Origin of the sequence: Sphingobacterium faecium (genome assembly GCF_003054045.1) — a bacterium.
In the GTDB taxonomy this organism is placed as follows: domain Bacteria; phylum Bacteroidota; class Bacteroidia; order Sphingobacteriales; family Sphingobacteriaceae; genus Sphingobacterium; species Sphingobacterium faecium.
On the sequence record NZ_QBKH01000004.1, the window covers coordinates 211,448 to 228,790 of the forward strand.

A 17,343-nucleotide genomic window follows, 5' to 3' on the forward strand; every position below is an offset into this window, starting at 1 on the left:
CAGAATTTTAATGAATAGTTGCGTGAACTAAATAAGGAAGAATTTCCTTTTGGAAAGAAATGAAATTTTTACGCACATCAGCTTCTGTAACGGCTGTAAATGCAAATGAGAAAACAATATTTTTACTTGTTTTAATTAAGAAAGTCAACTTCTTTTCAGGAATAGAAGCGGCAATATTATCATGCTGAATAAATGAGCTAAGTAATAAAAGCTCTAGGTCATCAGATAATGTTTTTAAATATTCCTGCGCATTTGCAGACTCACGAATAAACTCCCAACCTACAAACTCATTACACACCGTATAAGTCAAACGGCTAACTTTGAGAATGGTGTTTCCAAGAAAAACTGCCAAGTCTTCTTCACCCACATTTTTTTTTAAGATATCCTTGACATTCTCTTGAATATATTCCATCAAGATCGCATGTAGAATTAATTCTTTACTATCAAAGTATTTATAAAATGTAGCTTTAGCCACATTTGCCCGTTTTGCCAACTCATTCACACTGGTTTTATTATAACCATACTTGCGAAATAGCTCTCGAGCAGCCCTTTTGATAGATTCAATAATTTTCTCCGCTTCCATAATAATTAGCTTGAAAAATTAAGTGGAGAAATTAGACGGCACATGACCGGTTGATTTAGCCAATAAATATAAATGGATCCATTAGCGAGAATACATTTTTGGTTAGAAAAAAGAATCACATTACCTACTCGTTCTGTAAGCAATCGCTTGACAAAAACCGTAAGTAATGTGATAAAATAAAGTATTCTTTCTAACATCTAAATGATTTCACTTTCAAATTGAGATAAGAATCTCACGTCATTCTCAGAGAATAATCTTAAATCTTTAATCTCGTATTTCAAATTGGTCACACGTTCAATACCCATACCAAATGCAAATCCAGAATATTTTGTACTATCAATACCGCAGTTCTCTAAAACGTTTGGATCAACCATACCACAACCTAATATTTCTACCCATCCTGAATATTTACATAACTGACAACCTGCACCTTTACAAATTGTACATGAAATATCCATTTCAGCAGAAGGTTCTGTAAAAGGGAAATAAGAAGGACGGAAGCGCACTTTCGTACCCTCTCCATATAATTCTTGAACAAAGTGAAACAATGTTTGTTTTAAATCAGCAAAAGAAACATGCTCATCTACATAAAGTCCTTCAACTTGGTGAAAGAAACAATGCGCACGAGAAGAAATCGCTTCATTACGATACACACGCCCTGGCATAATAGCACGGAAAGGTGGCTTGCCAGCCTCCATTAAACGAACCTGAACAGATGATGTGTGCGTCCTTAAAGTGATATCATTGCCTTCTTGTTTCTTAATAAAAAACGTATCTTGCATATCGCGAGCAGGATGTTCCGGCGGAAAATTCAACGCCGAAAAATTATGCCAATCATCTTCAATTTCAGGACCTTCTGAAACAATAAAACCTAGTTTCTTAAAGATCTCAACGATCTCTTTGCGAGCTAAAGAAAGTGGATGACGAGATCCTAATTTAAGACCTTGACCAGGCAAAGTAAGATCACCTTCACTTTTTTGAACCTGTGCTTTACTTGCTCCAAATTTTTCCTGAGCCTCTTGGTAAGTTCTTTCAGCAAATTGTTTAAACTCATTCAATACCATACCTAAAACACGTTTCTCTTCTATAGAAACCGTTTTAAATTCATCAAACAAATTTTTAACAATACCTTTTGAAACTAAAAATTTCAATCTGAAATTTTCTACATCAGCTGAAGAAGTCGGGGCAAATTGCTTAATTTCCTCAGTATACTGCGTTATTTTATCTTGCAACATAATTATTCAAAGATACACCAAAATATTATAAAAGATAAAGGGTTTTCATAAGAGAACTTGAAATTTATTCACTCGGCTCAAAAAATAATGACAAAAAAAGAGCATCACTTTTGAATGATGCTCTTCTTAAAAACAAATATTAAGACTAAAACGGTAGCGGATCACTATCGTTTTCATTTTCTGTAAAATCAACCTCGATTTCCTTATTTTCTATTTTTTCAGCATGTGTTTGCGCTGGAGCAGCAGTAGGTTCAAAATCTGATTTTCGACCTAATAATGTAAAATTCTCTGCGACAATTTCTGTTGAATAACGTCTTATTCCTTCTTTATCTTCATAGGAACGCGTTCGTAATCGTCCCTCAATATATACCAATTTTCCTTTTGTCAGATACTTTGCGGCTACATCTGCTAATCCGCGCCACAGGACAACTGTATGCCACTCCGTTTGCTCTACTCTTTTCCCATCCCTATTAAAATTCTCTGATGTTGCTAATGGAAAACTCGCAACAGAGACATTATTATCTAAATATCTAATTTCTGGATCTTTGCCTAAATGGCCTACTAGAATAACTTTGTTGACTCCTGACATAATATTAAAGTTGTTTGGTTATAATTTAGCTGTTTCTAAAAAAGAAAAAATGAGCTTATGTTTAGCTAATTTATCCAAATCTTTTAATAAAACATAATTCCAATTTATTTTTTTTCGTTCCAAACCTCTAGGATCTAATAACCTATAGAAAGTAGCATATATATGTTGATGACTCAAAATATGTTTTTTATTCGTCTGCAACAACGTGAGCTGGACCTCCGATCCGAATATGTCCAAAAACTCTTGATGAGCAGCTATGGACATCCCCTCAAGAGCTTCGCTTGTTTCAATCATAGGAAACTCATATAAATTTTCCCAAACATCCGACGCACCTCGCTTAGACATCAAAATCTCTTCATCCCGCTGAATAATAAAGTAATGAAAATAACGATTTCTACTTTTTTTAGCTTTTATTTTCACAGGCAGATCAGCGATCACATCATTTACTTTTGCATAGCAATCCAATTGAAGTTCGCATTGTTGACACAGTGGAGACTTTGGTTTACACTGTAATGCCCCAAAATCCATAATTGCTTGATTATACAAAGCGGGATAAGTACGGTCTAAATTTTCTTTAGCTAATTGGCTAAAGATCTTTTTACCTGCAGGAGTATTTATAGGTGTATCAATCCCAAAATATCGAGCGAGTACACGAAATACATTACCATCTAAAACAGCCTGAGCCTCATCATTAGAAAAAGAAGAAATTGCCGCCGCAGTATATTCGCCAATTCCAGGCAGCTTGATCAATTCATCATAGGCCTTAGGAAATTCACCCTGATATTCATCACGCACGATGCCAGCAGCCTTATGCATATTTCTTCCACGAGAATAGTAGCCCAAGCCTTGCCATAAGTGCAAAATATCATCTTCCGAAGCATTCGCAAAAGACAACACATCAGGGTAACGCTCCACAAAGCGTAAGTAATAAGGCATCCCCTGCTCTACCCGAGTTTGCTGTAAAATAATTTCCGATAGCCAGATTTTATAAGGATCCCGTGTATTTCGCCAAGGTAAATCACGTTGATGTTCATGATACCACTCTATTATTTTCTTCGCAAATGACATCCTGCAAAATTGCGCTTTTTTAAAGCATCTATCAAATTATTCCATCGCAATTATTTAGTCAATTCCTGATCTAGGATTTTTTTCAATTCAGCAACTTTTTGAGCATGACGATCGGCAATATTTATCCGTTCACCTTTATCAACATTCAGGTCATATAATTGATCCACATCATCATTCCCGAGTTCAATATTCACCAGGTTATTTTTTTTCGCTCCTTTACTCGCTTTGATATATTTATAATGATCTTTCAACACACTTAATGTACCCGAAGACTTGATCAAATAGGATCGACCAACCTGATCAGTACCCATAAAACTCTTCCAATGATTCTCACTATCAATAGCTTCTCCTCGAGCATATTTAACATTCAAAAAAGAGGCAAAACTACTCAATAAATCCACTTGACAGATTAAAGCATCAGAAGTAGTACCCTTCTTGATTATTTTTGGCCATGTGATGATAAAAGGAACACGAGTTCCAGCCTCAAACGCCGAATATTTACCACCACTAAAGGGTCCAAATGGATTATGCCCATTCAGCTGAGCAATTGCTCCATCATCATATCCATCATCTAATACAGGACCATTATCACTCGAAAAAATAATTATGGTATTTTCATAAATTTGATTGTCTTTTAGGGTTTTGACTAATTGTCCAACCGTATAATCAAGTTGCAAAATCGCATCCCCACGGTATCCCAATCCACTTTTCCCCTTAAATATGGTAGCAGGCATACGAGGTACATGAGGCTCGGTCGCATTATACGTTAAGAAAAAAGGTTGTTGATAATGATCTTGAATAAAACGAATTGCTTTGTCCGCAAAAGTTAGAGTAAGCTCTTCATCGACCCATTTTGCCTCTTTACCTCCCGACATCCATCCAATTCTACCAATACCATTCACAATAGTATGATCATGCCCATGATTCAGTGAATTTTTCATTTTCAACAATTCCGGATGCTCCTTGCCTGTAGGTTCATGACCGATCTTTTGAAGATAGGAAACCACAATCGGATCGTTTTTGTCTACACCAAGGACATGATGATTTTCCAAAAATACCGTTGGCACACGGTCTGCGGTCGCGGGGAAAATAAAAGAATAATCATAACCGACTTCCAAAGGTCCTGGCTTTATACTTCCATTCCAATTCTTATCCACTTGATCTCCCAATCCTAAATGCCATTTTCCAATCACTGCCGTTTGATACCCTGCCTGCTTAAACACCCTCGGTAGAGTAATCTTATCCTGAGGAATGATCAATTTGGCATCGCCAGGCAGAATACCCGTTCCTGACTGACGAAAAGGATAGTTGCCCGTCATTAAAGAATATCGAGAAGGCGTACAAGTTGCTGCTGTCGCATGCCCATTTGTAAACCGAATCCCATCGGAAGCCAACGCATCCAAATGCGGTGTCTTTATTTTTTCAGCGCCATAACAACCAAGGTCACCATAGCCCAAATCATCCACATAGATCAAGACCACATTGGGTTTATCTTGTTGTCCCATTACCGCTGTTAAGGAGTTCATGATAGTCCATAGACCCAGAACAAAGTGCTTTAGAAATTTCATTACAACTGTTGATTAAATATAATTATCGATTCATTGTCCTTAAATACATTCTATGATTATATGTTCCCATTAATAGCATTGGCCCGCGGGGATCACAAAAGAAATTTGTTACATAGATTTTATTAAATCGAATCTCAAATGGGATTCGGGCAATATTTAGATTATTTCCTAATTTAGAATCATACGCCCCACTATTTTGATAAGATTGATCATCAGAAATGAGAACAACAATTCTCGGTTTTTGCTGCGCGAAAGCCATCATACTTCCTACACAAAGAACAATTAACCATGTTATTCTTTTCATAGGATATAAGAGGATTGGTTTGATTGAACTTCAAACTTAGATAAATTTGAGGTTGCATGCAATTATAATCTCATTAAATCTAATTGCTTATTATTGTCTTTTATTGAACAAAATAGTTCTCATAAATCATTCCCCATTTTCGGTACTACTTTAATTTTTTACTATTATTTATCCACCCATATCCCATTAATAGGTTAAAAACGATTCGTAGTAAACATCATATACAAATAGAATCCAATTTAATCATAGAAAAGATCATTAAAAAACATAATTTCGCAAGAAATTAGTCACTTAAAAATGAAAATAAAAATCTTCAGAACGCTTATTCTTTTATTTGTTCTTGTCAGCAGCTCTTCTGCACAAGAGAAAATGTTCAAAATTCAATTTGGTTTAAATATTGACAGCACAACAGAAGCAGAGTCTGTCGCAGATATTTATCTGACTAAAGATTATTTAAGAATAGAAAATAAATTTATAGATACAAGTGTCCAAATTTCTGATTTTAAGAAGCAGATCGCATACATCTTAGATTACAGCAATAAAAACTATTACGTGCAAGGGCTTACAACAGAAGATGCAGTGATCTCTCCCGAAGATTTTCAAATTGAATTCATCGCCAATGCATCCAAATCGATCGCTGGATATGCCTGTAAAAAAGCAATTATTAAAATCCCTATTGGAACAGAAGAAGAAAAACCATTTATTGAAGTATGGTATACCACAGCACTACCAAAAATGTATTGGGGAGAATACACCTACTTAGAGAAAATACCTGGAGCAGCACTATCCATTTCCGCTTATGAAATGGAAATGAAAGCCATCCATGTGACAGCAACAGCGATCAACCCTACTCTATTTGAAGTACCAAAAGATTTTGAGGAAGTTGAGGAAGAAGCTTTCACATTTGAGACGACAGAGCTAGGAGAAAACAGGCAGTCATATTATGATGAAGACACCGAACTTATTGGAGTAGCAGACACGAGTGGTAATGCAATAACTCCTGCAAAGTATAGCTTGATCCATGCCTTTATAGCAGGCTACGCGGTCGTCGTAGATGGCAGCAATCATTATGGACTGATCAACAATGACGGCAAAGAAATTATTCCCTGTCAGTATGAACATTTAGCACGTACTGAAGATGGACTATTCCTATTTTCGAAAAATGATCGATATGGCTACATGAATATCCATGCGCAAGTAGTAATACCAGCAACCTACGCTTATGCCCGGGAATTTGAAAACGGTCATGCTGTAGTCACGACCGAACAAGGTTCTGGCGTCATTGACAGCAGTGGAAAGATTATTATTCCAACCAAATTTGAACTCATCCACGAATTTTCAGCAAATACCGCTGTGATCTCAGAGCAAGATAAATACTATTTAATTGATCAACAAGGAAAGAAAATAAGCGAAGCATATGATTTCTTGTCCAATGGCGGAGAAAATTTATGGCTCAATATGCGATCAGAAAAATATGGATTTATAGATGCAAAAGGAAAGCAGGTCATCCCATCAAAATACATATATGCTGCCCCATTTGATGCAGGACTCTCCTTAGTTTCTGAAAATGGTGAAGATTTTTTCTACATCGATACCAAAGGCAAGTTTGTACAAAAAATGGACAACGAGTAAAAATAATAAAATGAGACATTTAGCTGTCTCATTTTTGTTTTAGCAGAGGTTTCTGTTTCTTTGTAGCAAAATCATAACATGGAAAAATTGAGCTTTAAAATCGCAACATTGCATCGAGGAAGATATATATTGCTCATGATGCTGTTTGTGTTGATTCTTGTTTACATCGTATCAAGACTCCCTTTATCAGAAGTCGTGAAAATAATGGGCTCTTTATTTTCATTGCCAGTGGTCCTTTTCATCGCTGTAAAGTGCTCCAAAAAACATTCCGTTTGGACCATTCATAACGGAGAATTAACAATGGAAAACAGCAGTTCCAGTCAAACCATATCTTTAGACACCATTGACTATGTGCGCAACCTGAGAAGATCAGGAGGCAATTTGATTATAATAAAACTAAAAACAGGTAGTCATATTAGATTTTGGCGCAATAAGTTATTCGAATCAGAAGATGATCTCAAAAGTCTTTGCCAAACGCTAAAAGACAATGAAATAGAATATTACGATATGTAGTCACCAATTAAAAAGGAGAAATAGTGTAACTCAAGTTACACTATTTCTCCTTTATGTTGCTTTACTTTGTAAGACATTAGATGGATCATTATGTTGGAAATTATTCAAAAACCCTGGCCTTGGTACATATCAGGACCTTTGATTGCGCTTATCATGTACTTATTGCTCAGGCAAGGTAAGGATTTTGGCATGTCCAATAACTTGAGAACGATGTGTTCAATTGTTGGAGCAGGCAAAACAAGTTCCTTTTTCAGGTTCGACTGGAAAGCACAAATTTGGAATCTATTGGTTGTATTAGGCACTATAATAGGAGGGTTCATAGCACACTTCTGTCTCAGTGACGGCACTCCACCTGCTATAAACAACGCTAGTATTGCGGACTTGCAAGCATTAGGTATTATTGACAAACTTCAGGGATACATGCCTGACAGTCTATTTTTATTTGATGGCTCACTTTTCCAATTCTTATTGCTTAGTATTGGCGGATTACTGATTGGATTTGGGACACGATATGCTGGAGGATGTTCTTCAGGACATGCGATATCTGGTCTTAGCAATTTCCAATTACCATCATTAATTGCCGTGATTGGATTTTTTATCGGCGGCATCATCATGATTCATTTTATCTTTCCGCTTATCTTTTAAAAAAGAGCTATGAAACAGTTAAAGTTTGTATTAATTGGAATACTATTCGGCATCATCCTTTACAAGTCGGAGGCAGCATCCTGGTATCGTATATATGAAATGTTCCAGTTTAGATCCTTTCACATGTATGGAATTATAGGTACTGCATTAACCACTGCCATCCTCATTGTTCAGATTATAAAAAGAAAGAACGTGAAAGATACTAATGGCTTACCCATCCAATTTATTGATAAAAAGAAAAGCATCACACGCTATCTACTCGGAGGAACTATCTTTGGATTAGGATGGGCGTTGACCGGCGCTTGTCCTGGGCCCATGTTTGCACTTCTAGGTGCTGGATATTGGACCTTAGCTATAGTGCTTATCTTTGCACTTATAGGTACATGGATTTATGGGCTTCTTCAAAATAAATTACCGCATTAATTTAAGCACATGACAACAGTTCAACAAGCATTTTCAGGAAGTTTTGAAAAAGAATTAATCGCAGAGATTGAAGAAGTCTCTGTGGTTAAACAGTTCAAAGCAGGAGAAATCATTATGGACATTGGTCAATACATTAAAGCTATGCCCCTGGTCTTAGATGGTGTCATAAAAATTATTCGAGAAGATAAAAAGGAGGGCGAACTGTTGTTATATTTTTTAGAGAAAGGCGATACCTGTGCCCTATCTATAGCCTGCTGTATCGGCACAAAAAAAAGTGAAATCCGCGCTATTGCTGATGTCCATACCACCGTCACGATGATTCCCAATCAGTACCTCGATAGCTGGATGGGAACTTATAAAACGTGGCGGAATTACGTATTAGAAAGCTATTCCAATCGACTCAATGAACTGCTGAGTACTGTCGATAATATAGCCTTCTCACAGATGGACGTTCGCATCATGAACTATTTAAAAGAAAAAGCATCGATCCGTAATTCACAAAAGATAGAGATCACTCATCAAGTCATTGCCAATGACCTCAATACATCTCGTGTGGTCGTATCCCGAATTTTAAAATCGTTAGAAAATCAAGGAAAAATTCTTTTACAAAGAAATAACATCAATCTGCTTTAATTGTCATTTCAATGCTTAAAATATCGAAGGTAACCTATGTTACCTTTTATCATTTTATAAGAGGGTAACTTTGATAAAACAAACAATTAAATATGGAGTTATCACTTATTTTTGGATATATTTTAGCAATTGCTGTAGGTCTCACGATGAGTATTATGGGGAGTGGCGGCAGTATTTTAACATTACCCATATTTGTCTATCTATTTCATCTAGCACCAGCGCAGGCATTAGATTATTCGTTATTTACGATTAGCACAATATCGCTTATTGGTTCAATCTCTCACTTGCAAAAAAAAGAGATCGATCTCAAAATGAGTTTATTTTTTATCCTTCCATCATTAATATCTGTTTACATCACCAAGCAATACATACTCCCAAGCATTCCCGAGCATTTTCAAATTTATCAGATTATGATGCATAAAGATCAAATCATCATGAGCCTTTTTTCGATCATCATGATTGCATCAGCCCTAGCCATGATCAAAAATCGCGATGATCGACATCAAGTTAAAACATACAAGAATAACACCATATTGATCATATCTATTGGTTTTTTGATCGGTATATTAACAGGGTTGGTAGGCGCAGGCGGCGGTTTTATCATTGTCCCCGCACTTATACTTTTGTTAGGCAACACCATTAAACAAGCCACCGCAGCGTCTTTATTATCATCGCAATCAATACAGCCTTTGGTCTATTGAGCAATTTCAAACAGTTGAATCAAATCAATTGGACAATATTAATTATCTTTACAGCAATCACACTAATCGGATTGATGATTGGAATCCAATTAAAAACAAAATTAAAATCCGAAAAATTAAAAGTAGGATTTGGCTATTTTCTGGGAGCAATAGGTATAGTCATAGCCAGTAAAGAAATCAATCAATTTATAAATTTTTAAGGAATAAATTATGTTTTTTCAACACATTTTCGAATCTTCATTAGCACATGCAAGTTATCTCATCGGCTGTCAAGCCAAAGGAGTAGCAATTGTGATTGATCCTAAAAGAGATGTAGACACATACATAGCTATAGCAGAAAAAAATAACTTACAAATAACCCATATTGCAGAAACCCACATACACGCTGATTACCTATCAGGTTCATTAGAGTTAGCCGAATTAACAGGTGCACAGCTCTATCTTTCTGACGAAGGTGGAGCAGATTGGCAGTATGATTTTGATCACATTGGTTTAAAAAACCATGATGAAATAAAAATTGGAAATCTTATTTTTAAAGTCTTACATACACCAGGCCATACTCCTGAAAGTATCAGTTTCCTATTGACCGACACACCTGCAACAGACGCACCCGTCATGTTGTTTACAGGAGATTTTGTATTTGTAGGAGACATTGGACGTCCAGATTTATTAGAAAATGCTGCCGGACGGATCGGCACAAAAGAAATCGGGGCACATCAAATGTTTGAATCATTAAAAATCTTTAACCAGCTTCCAGACTATGTACAAGTATGGCCAGCACATGGCGCAGGATCTGCCTGTGGAAAAGCCTTAGGGGCAGTTCCAAGTTCAACTGTTGGATATGAAAAGATAAGAAACTGGGCTTTAAAATATGAAAATAATGAAAAAGCATTTACTGAGGAGCTTCTAAGTGGACAACCAGAGCCTCCAAAATATTTTGCGATGATGAAAAAGCTTAACAAAATTAAGCGACCATTGCTAACATCAGTACCTACTTACAAAGAACTCGAGGCAACAGAGTTGATATTGCATCATAAAAATGATGTAACAATCATTGATACTCGCAACAAACAAGAATTTGCACAAGGATTTATCCCAAACAGCATCAATATCCAGAATAATAAAGCTTTCAGCAATTGGGCAGGCTGGATTTTAGATTATCATAAACCATTTATCCTTATTGTAGCAAAAGATCAATTAGAAGATGTCACCCGCAAATTGATGCGTATAGGTCTTGATCAAGCAATTGGCTATGTTACACCTCAATCTTTGGAAACAGGTGATATCAAACTTGAAGAGCAAGAAATTATTGATTTCAATGAGATGAATACAGCATTAAACAATCCCAATGCACAAATATTAGATGTTCGAAATGAAAGTGAATATCAGGCAGGGCACCTTCCCCATGCAACCCATGTCTTTGTTGGGACACTACTTGACAATTTAGATCAGATAGCTCAAAGTAAAGATCTGTATTTACATTGTCAATCGGGTGACCGTGCTACCATAGCCATGTCACTCCTTTACAAAGCTGGGATCAAAAATATCAAAAATTATAGTCCTGGGATGAAGGAATGGACCGAGAAAAATGGCACCCTTATAAAATAGAAAAGCGGATTAATCCGCTTTTCTATTTTAAAGACTACGCTCCGGAATCTTAAAATACTGGAGTACATTCGTTTTCTTATCGACAATATCTCCCTTCTTATTGGTTTCCAATCGATGATTAACAACTGAAATATATTGATAATTATCAGCATCAGATTCATAAATCGTGACTGTTGCAAACTCAGCACCCAATTCATCAGTCTCCAGATAGGTTTGTAGATCTGTAAAATCCTTTTTTCCTAAATTCTGCTCCAGTGCCTGCTTATCTGCTATATATGCGATCTGTTTCTCAAGTTCTCTTTTTCGCATCCACTCATTACCTCTTTCAGAAAAAGGTTCAGTTGTCTTACCCGAAAAAGCCAAGACAATGGGATAGACAATAATAGTCGCAGCCTCAATACCCCACAAGATCCATAAAGGCCAACCACTCACTACACTTTTCTTAAGAGAAAAAGTACCAACAGCATTTAATTCTTGAATTCCACTAAACATATCCATAGGGTGAAATAGGAAATATAAAAACCCATCCAGATTAAAAGAAGACTTTAACCACATATCCCCTCCCATTGTACCTTCAGCATTAAACATTAAGGAGACAAATAAGCACCATTGGGCATAATACGCAACCAAAGTGCAGATGAAAGTAAACAGTAGTGCAATCCCCTTATTTCTAACTTTTCCGATTTTTAACAAAACGTCCAAGACGTAAAACAAGCCATAAGCTAAACCAAATGTGATCAAAAAGTTAAAATATACAATTGGTATAAACCATTGCAAAGCAATATATACGATGGCTAAAATAACAGATGCACACACTCCCGCAATAATAGCAAACAGTACACCTCCGATTGGAGCCTTTCCCGAAGATTTATAATAAGTTTCTTCCATACAAGTTTAATTAGATATAGACCTAAAATAACAATTGGAATAAATAAAAACAACCTTATATCAAACAAATATTACAAAACAGGCTGCACCTCCCTTCCCCATATTCCTAATGAATTTTGTATGTTTGAACCATGAATTTGAAATACCTTTATACATTAATCTTAGGACTATTCCTGATCCAAACAACAACAGCGCAACGAAAAGGCTATTGGCAACAGGCCGTAGATTATAAAATGAATATTGATGTCAACGAAAAAACATATCAATATGACGGAAACATGCAGCTGAAATACAGCAATAATTCAGGACAATCACTCAAAAAAGTGTATTTCCATTTGTATTTCAATGCCTTTCAACCGGGTTCGATGATGGACAATAGACTTTCCAACATCGCAGATCCAGATAAAAGAATGGCCACCAATATCGGGACTAAGGAAAAACCAAAGTACCAGAGTCGAATTGCAACCCTAACGCCAAAACAAATTGGTTATCAAAAGATAAAATCATTAACAATGAACGGTAACAATACCAGTTTCAAAATCGATGGTACAATTTTAGAAGTTTCTTTGCCTAATGAAATCGAAGATGGCGAGACGGCTACCTTTGATATGACTTGGGAAGCACAGGTACCAGAACAAATTAGGAGATCTGGTCGCAACTCCAAAGAAGGAGTCGCCCTTTCTATGGCACAATGGTATCCGAAAATGGCACATTTTGATGAATTCGGATGGCATCTAGATGAATATATCGGTCGTGAATTTATCGCCCCATTTGGAGACTTTGATATCACCATCAATATCAATAAAAATTATATCCTAGGTGCATCCGGCGTTTTGCAAAATCCAACAGATGTAAAAGGATATGTAGCAAAACCAAAAATAAAAGCAAAAGATAATAAAGTCCAATGGCATTATATTGCTAAAAATATCCATGACTTTGTTTGGGCTGCAGACCCCAAATTTGTCGTTGACTCTGCGAGTAGCAAACAAGGCATTCATGTATACACGGTATATATTCCAGAGAGTGACTCCGTTAAAACAAACTGGAAAACAGCTTTAGGATTAGCAACAGAATTTTTCGATTTCAATGCTAAAACATTTGGTGCCTATCCATGGCCCAATTATACCATTATCCAAGGAGGTGATGGCGGAATGGAATACGGTACCGCAACATTGGTGACTGGAGGTCGCAATTTAAAAAGCCTAGTAGGTGTAATTTTCCACGAGGCAGCTCACTCTTGGTATCAACACTTATTCGGCATCAATGAGACTGTAGACGAATGGTTTGATGAGGGGTTCACTTCTTATGTAGAAGAACTTGCTATGCAAAACTTATTTGAAAAACGAGGAGCGATTGAAGCTAACCCTTCCATAGATGCTTATCGGGCATACTATAAGCTAGCCTTGTCAGGAAAAGAAGAACCTGCCAGCCTACTTGCCGATTATTATAATACCAATTATGCCTACAGTAATGAAGCTTATAATAAAGGACAGGTACTAGCCGTGCAATTGGGCTACATCATTGGAAAAGACAATCTAGACAAAACATTCTTAGAATTTTATAAACAATGGAAATTTAAACATCCAACGCCAAATGATTTTAAAAGAATTGCTGAGAATATATCAGGAATCAACTTGAAGTGGTACTTCAACCTCTTTATCAACACTACTCGTAAGATTGACTATGCCATCAAAACAGTAACCGATAAAGAAATCACCTTACAGAACAAATCTGACTTTGCAATGCCTATTGACTTATTAGTAACCTATGAAGATGGCACAAAAGAACTTTTCTACATCCCACTACGTGAAATGAGAGGCGAAAAACTAGCAGAAAACTTCAAAATTTACGAAGGTATTAAAAGAACAACATTGCAAGACTGGAACTGGACACAACCATCCTATCAGATCAATTTAACAAAAAAACCAGCAAAAGTGATCATAGATCCATCATTGCGCTTAGCAGATATCGAATCCAGCGATAATACCTGGGAAAAGAAATAACATAAAAACAAGAGGCTGGTCAATAAACCAGCCCCTTTGCTTTAACATCAATCCTCCCGACTTCCATCATCAGCCATACGCACAATCTTCGGAGAGAAACTAGCGATAATATCCACCAGATCTTCTTGCGCGGCCATCACCTCGTGAATATTTTTATAAGCCATCGGTGCCTCATCCAAACCAGCACCGATAAGCGTAATATGATGATCCGACAACATGGATTTCAAATCTTTACGTGCTATCGTTTTTATAGCTTTCGTGCGGCTCATCAATCGACCCGCTCCATGTGAAGCCGATTGAATAGCCTCTTCCTTACCTTTCCCTCGGACTAAGAAACCAGGAGTTGCCATCGATCCAGGAATGATACCCAGCACCCCTTTCGCTGCAGGAGTTGCCCCTTTGCGATGCACGATCACCTCCTCACCTTTGTATAACTCTTTCCATGCAAAATTATGATGATTTTCGACCATCGCCAATCGCTCTGCACCTAATGCTCTGCTGATTTTCTCATGAATTACTTCATGACAAGCCGAAGCATAGTCACCCGCAAGGTTCATCGCTAACCAATATTCTTGACCTTCGGCTGTATCGAGTCCCATATAAGCCAAATTTTGAGCCTCGTAAGGCAAAGGACAAAGCTTTTTAGCCAGTTTAGTATAATGATCGGCAATAGTTGCGCCCAATCCCCTAGATCCCGAATGAGTCAATAAAGCAACATATCGTCCTTTCTCAATACCAAGCTCCGCATCTGCCTCCTTAAACTCCATCACCCCAAATTCAACAAAGTGATTTCCTCCACCAGAAGAACCTAATTGTGTCCAAGCCTTATCCTTTAATTGGCGAATAAAATCATTCGTTTCAAAAGCCTTACTCGCTAGAACAGCATGATCGGCACGTTCATGTTTCAAGTAACCATGTCCAGCACCAAATTTGGTATGATCCATAATTACCTTCTTATAAAAATCATGATGCGCATACAGATGCTCTTCAGGGACATCAAAAATAGACAATGCCATTCGACAACCGATATCAACACCCACACCATAAGGAATGACCGCATGATGAGTCGCCAATACCCCACCGATTGGCAAACCATATCCCTGATGTGCATCGGGCATCAATGCTCCCGCTACTGCTACAGGAAGTTTCATCGCCAGATCCATTTGGCGCAATGCACCCTCTTCAATCTGTGACTCACCATAGATGGTGTAATGTTGTTTCCCCTCCTTTAAAGAAATCGTAGCTTTAGCCACTTCATCAACATTTAAAAGGGATTGCGCTAACGGTTTGAATACCTCATCCTCCATATACGTTTCTGGAGCAGCCAATACTTCCGCAAACTTCAACAACATCTCCTCTCGGGTAAACCCCAATCTCTTTTTATTAATTTTCAACGCTTCCCCTAAAGCAAAATTCTCTTCATATCCCAAAGCAATTAAGTCATTGCCATTTATTCTTTTATTTTCCATTATGCTATTCATCAATGATGTTCCGCTTAAATCACATCCTATAGATTTGATCTATCTTTACATCGGTTATTATTTTTCCTTAAGCAAGGAACAGCACCTCTTTATCGCTATCCCTTGCGCCTCTTTATGTATATCTACCGATTCAGTTTTAAAGGTAAAGCGGTAGATGTATTATTTCACGAACAACTGCTTCAGCTGATCCACAATCTGACCATTACCGGAAACCGATATATTGTTTATTTTTTCAGCAATCTTCTCCACATATTCCATCTCTTTCAATTTAAACAACATCGCATTATCCTCCATCAATTTAGCCGTATTCAACAAGCTTCTTGTAGAAGCCGTTTCTTCACGCCTCGTGATGATATTTGCCTGAGCTTTTTTCTCCGCGACCAGTACCTGATTCATAATCTCCCGGATATCTCCTGGCAAGATGATGTCTTTAACACCGGCGTGGAATACCTTTACCCCCAGTAATTCAACCTGCGAGGCAGTATCCTCTAGGACATGTGCATTGATGGCAGACTTATTATCCATCAGTTCATCCAAAGTCATTCGACCTATGTAAGAACGCAACGCTAATTGCATCAACATATACAACTGCTTCTCAAAATCTTTATTTTCAAGCATTGCTTTCAGTACATCCACAACTTGGTACTGTATCGAAAAATTAATCCGAATCTGAGCCTTATCTTTAGTCAAGATTTCTTGACCAGCAATATCCATAGTCGTCAATCGTGTATCCACTTCTGAAATACTGATGGATGTCGCATTTTTCCACCAGTAGTAGGTACCCGCATTCAATATCTTTGAAAAAACTCCATCAAGAAATAGCAGACCTTTCTCCGAAGGCTCTAACTTAAACTGTCGTACATAGTAAGCCAGCGTCTGCTTCTCCAACAGTTGTTTGTGCACTGTCGATCTTATTTCTATCTCCGTGATATCCTCCTTTTGGAAATGATAGGTTAATAAACCCTTCCAGAAAAAATGTCTGCCAGCTGCTAGGACCTGCTTATAGTTGTTGTTAACAAAAACTAGACAGATCTCATGATCGGCAACTTCAACCAATGCTACATGCTCCGAAAAACCGGTAAGCTGCATCAATACATCAACATCCAAGCTTCCTGGAAAAGGCTTCGACAAATCATATAATTCTAGTTTTTCACCAAAACCTAGCCAGTATTTTCCAGCAGGCAATACGCGGGTATACCGATTGTTTTTAACAACTAATCCCAATTGATTGATATCTATAGTTACTCTTTTCATATCTAATTTTATTTTTTATTCTACTCTTCCAAACCCAGTACAAAACACTGCGCTTTATCAGAATATACTATTGTTCTAAATACATTTTTTCGCGATCAAAAAGATGATCCTATTATTTATAAACGCTTCGATTCCTGTTTATTGAATATGACCGGAATATAAAAGGGGACTAAAAGAAAAATAAAATGATGACACCTCATCCTTAAAGAAGATAC

General features: G+C 37.1%; 17 protein-coding genes. 9 read left to right on the plus strand and 8 right to left on the minus strand.

Translation table 11 applies throughout. The features are described 5' to 3' along the window. Nucleotides 1–7 precede the first annotated feature (7 nt). The 5 genes from C8N37_RS12585 to C8N37_RS12605 form a co-directional block, all read right to left on the minus strand. Complete coding sequence (locus C8N37_RS12585; RefSeq protein ID WP_045752845.1) at nucleotides 8–583, minus strand: TetR/AcrR family transcriptional regulator; 576 nt, start codon at nucleotides 581–583, stop codon at nucleotides 8–10. Between the two features lie 197 nt (nucleotides 584–780). Next, entirely contained in the window at nucleotides 781–1,818 is a 1,038-nt protein-coding gene (gene pheS / locus C8N37_RS12590; protein ID WP_108159214.1) for a phenylalanine--tRNA ligase subunit alpha, read from the minus strand. 145 nt (nucleotides 1,819–1,963) lie between these two features. Beyond that, nucleotides 1,964–2,407, minus strand: coding sequence for a single-stranded DNA-binding protein (locus C8N37_RS12595; protein ID WP_108159215.1), 444 nt, complete (start codon nucleotides 2,405–2,407; stop codon nucleotides 1,964–1,966). An 18-nt stretch (nucleotides 2,408–2,425) separates the two neighbouring features. After that, nucleotides 2,426–3,475 (minus strand): A/G-specific adenine glycosylase, encoded by a 1,050-nt coding sequence (gene mutY, locus C8N37_RS12600; protein WP_108159216.1) that lies wholly within the window; start codon nucleotides 3,473–3,475, stop codon nucleotides 2,426–2,428. A 50-nt stretch (nucleotides 3,476–3,525) separates the two neighbouring features. Next, nucleotides 3,526–5,043, minus strand: a complete 1,518-nt coding sequence (locus C8N37_RS12605; RefSeq protein ID WP_108159217.1) for a sulfatase family protein — start codon at nucleotides 5,041–5,043, stop codon at nucleotides 3,526–3,528. A gap of 601 nt (nucleotides 5,044–5,644) precedes the next feature. Here C8N37_RS12605 and C8N37_RS12615 point away from each other — a divergent pair. The 8 genes from C8N37_RS12615 to C8N37_RS12650 all read left to right on the plus strand — a co-directional run bounded on the left by C8N37_RS12615 (nucleotide 5,645) and on the right by C8N37_RS12650 (nucleotide 11,502). Next, complete coding sequence (locus tag C8N37_RS12615) at nucleotides 5,645–6,979, plus strand: WG repeat-containing protein (RefSeq protein ID WP_108159219.1); 1,335 nt, start codon at nucleotides 5,645–5,647, stop codon at nucleotides 6,977–6,979. Between the two features lie 78 nt (nucleotides 6,980–7,057). After that, nucleotides 7,058–7,492 carry a hypothetical protein gene (locus C8N37_RS12620; protein WP_108159220.1) on the plus strand — a complete coding sequence of 145 codons (435 nt, stop codon included), beginning with the start codon at nucleotides 7,058–7,060 and terminating at the stop codon, nucleotides 7,490–7,492. Between the two features lie 153 nt (nucleotides 7,493–7,645). Then, entirely contained in the window at nucleotides 7,646–8,137 is a 492-nt protein-coding gene (locus tag C8N37_RS12625; RefSeq protein ID WP_244914413.1) for a YeeE/YedE family protein, read from the plus strand. A 9-nt stretch (nucleotides 8,138–8,146) separates the two neighbouring features. Then, nucleotides 8,147–8,560, plus strand: coding sequence for a DUF6691 family protein (locus C8N37_RS12630; protein WP_108159221.1), 414 nt, complete (start codon nucleotides 8,147–8,149; stop codon nucleotides 8,558–8,560). Nucleotides 8,561–8,569: 9 nt separating this feature from the next. Continuing rightward, the gene (locus C8N37_RS12635; protein ID WP_108159222.1) at nucleotides 8,570–9,193 is read left to right on the plus strand and encodes a Crp/Fnr family transcriptional regulator; all 624 of its coding nucleotides are present in this window, start codon (nucleotides 8,570–8,572) and stop codon (nucleotides 9,191–9,193) included. Nucleotides 9,194–9,285: 92 nt separating this feature from the next. Further along, the gene (locus tag C8N37_RS12640; RefSeq protein ID WP_108159223.1) at nucleotides 9,286–9,894 is read left to right on the plus strand and encodes a sulfite exporter TauE/SafE family protein; all 609 of its coding nucleotides are present in this window, start codon (nucleotides 9,286–9,288) and stop codon (nucleotides 9,892–9,894) included. Nucleotides 9,895–9,908: 14 nt separating this feature from the next. Next, nucleotides 9,909–10,094, plus strand: coding sequence for a hypothetical protein (locus C8N37_RS23280; protein ID WP_373866214.1), 186 nt, complete (start codon nucleotides 9,909–9,911; stop codon nucleotides 10,092–10,094). 10 nt (nucleotides 10,095–10,104) lie between these two features. Continuing rightward, complete coding sequence (locus tag C8N37_RS12650) at nucleotides 10,105–11,502, plus strand: MBL fold metallo-hydrolase (protein WP_108159225.1); 1,398 nt, start codon at nucleotides 10,105–10,107, stop codon at nucleotides 11,500–11,502. A gap of 27 nt (nucleotides 11,503–11,529) precedes the next feature. On the opposite strand, the gene C8N37_RS12655 is transcribed toward C8N37_RS12650, so the two are convergent. Beyond that, the gene (locus tag C8N37_RS12655; RefSeq protein ID WP_108159226.1) at nucleotides 11,530–12,390 is read right to left on the minus strand and encodes a hypothetical protein; all 861 of its coding nucleotides are present in this window, start codon (nucleotides 12,388–12,390) and stop codon (nucleotides 11,530–11,532) included. 131 nt (nucleotides 12,391–12,521) lie between these two features. Here C8N37_RS12655 and C8N37_RS12660 point away from each other — a divergent pair, with 131 nt between their 5' ends. Then, nucleotides 12,522–14,393 carry a M1 family metallopeptidase gene (locus C8N37_RS12660; protein ID WP_108159227.1) on the plus strand — a complete coding sequence of 624 codons (1,872 nt, stop codon included), beginning with the start codon at nucleotides 12,522–12,524 and terminating at the stop codon, nucleotides 14,391–14,393. Between the two features lie 47 nt (nucleotides 14,394–14,440). Here the strand turns inward: C8N37_RS12660 and C8N37_RS12665 are convergent, their stop codons facing one another. Together C8N37_RS12665 and C8N37_RS12670 are read right to left on the minus strand one after the other, a co-directional pair. After that, nucleotides 14,441–15,862, minus strand: a complete 1,422-nt coding sequence (locus C8N37_RS12665) for an RtcB family protein (protein WP_211322253.1) — start codon at nucleotides 15,860–15,862, stop codon at nucleotides 14,441–14,443. A 171-nt stretch (nucleotides 15,863–16,033) separates the two neighbouring features. Beyond that, nucleotides 16,034–17,128, minus strand: a complete 1,095-nt coding sequence (locus C8N37_RS12670; protein WP_108159229.1) for a slipin family protein — start codon at nucleotides 17,126–17,128, stop codon at nucleotides 16,034–16,036. Nucleotides 17,129–17,343: the final 215 nt, after the last annotated feature.

Coding starts and splice junctions, on each gene's coding strand:
- C8N37_RS12625 (WP_244914413.1), top strand. CDS start 7,646: ATGTACTTATTGCTCAGGCAAGGTAAGGATTTTGGCATGTCCAATAAC.
- pheS (WP_108159214.1), bottom strand. CDS start 1,818: ATGTTGCAAGATAAAATAACGCAGTATACTGAGGAAATTAAGCAATTT.
- C8N37_RS12585 (WP_045752845.1), bottom strand. CDS start 583: ATGGAAGCGGAGAAAATTATTGAATCTATCAAAAGGGCTGCTCGAGAG.
- C8N37_RS12640 (WP_108159223.1), top strand. CDS start 9,286: ATGGAGTTATCACTTATTTTTGGATATATTTTAGCAATTGCTGTAGGT.
- C8N37_RS12615 (WP_108159219.1), top strand. CDS start 5,645: ATGAAAATAAAAATCTTCAGAACGCTTATTCTTTTATTTGTTCTTGTC.
- C8N37_RS12650 (WP_108159225.1), top strand. CDS start 10,105: ATGTTTTTTCAACACATTTTCGAATCTTCATTAGCACATGCAAGTTAT.
- C8N37_RS12635 (WP_108159222.1), top strand. CDS start 8,570: ATGACAACAGTTCAACAAGCATTTTCAGGAAGTTTTGAAAAAGAATTA.
- C8N37_RS12660 (WP_108159227.1), top strand. CDS start 12,522: ATGAATTTGAAATACCTTTATACATTAATCTTAGGACTATTCCTGATC.
- mutY (WP_108159216.1), bottom strand. CDS start 3,475: ATGTCATTTGCGAAGAAAATAATAGAGTGGTATCATGAACATCAACGT.
- C8N37_RS12665 (WP_211322253.1), bottom strand. CDS start 15,862: ATGGAAAATAAAAGAATAAATGGCAATGACTTAATTGCTTTGGGATAT.
- C8N37_RS12605 (WP_108159217.1), bottom strand. CDS start 5,043: ATGAAATTTCTAAAGCACTTTGTTCTGGGTCTATGGACTATCATGAAC.
- C8N37_RS12670 (WP_108159229.1), bottom strand. CDS start 17,128: ATGAAAAGAGTAACTATAGATATCAATCAATTGGGATTAGTTGTTAAA.
- C8N37_RS12630 (WP_108159221.1), top strand. CDS start 8,147: ATGAAACAGTTAAAGTTTGTATTAATTGGAATACTATTCGGCATCATC.
- C8N37_RS12620 (WP_108159220.1), top strand. CDS start 7,058: ATGGAAAAATTGAGCTTTAAAATCGCAACATTGCATCGAGGAAGATAT.
- C8N37_RS12595 (WP_108159215.1), bottom strand. CDS start 2,407: ATGTCAGGAGTCAACAAAGTTATTCTAGTAGGCCATTTAGGCAAAGAT.
- C8N37_RS12655 (WP_108159226.1), bottom strand. CDS start 12,390: ATGGAAGAAACTTATTATAAATCTTCGGGAAAGGCTCCAATCGGAGGT.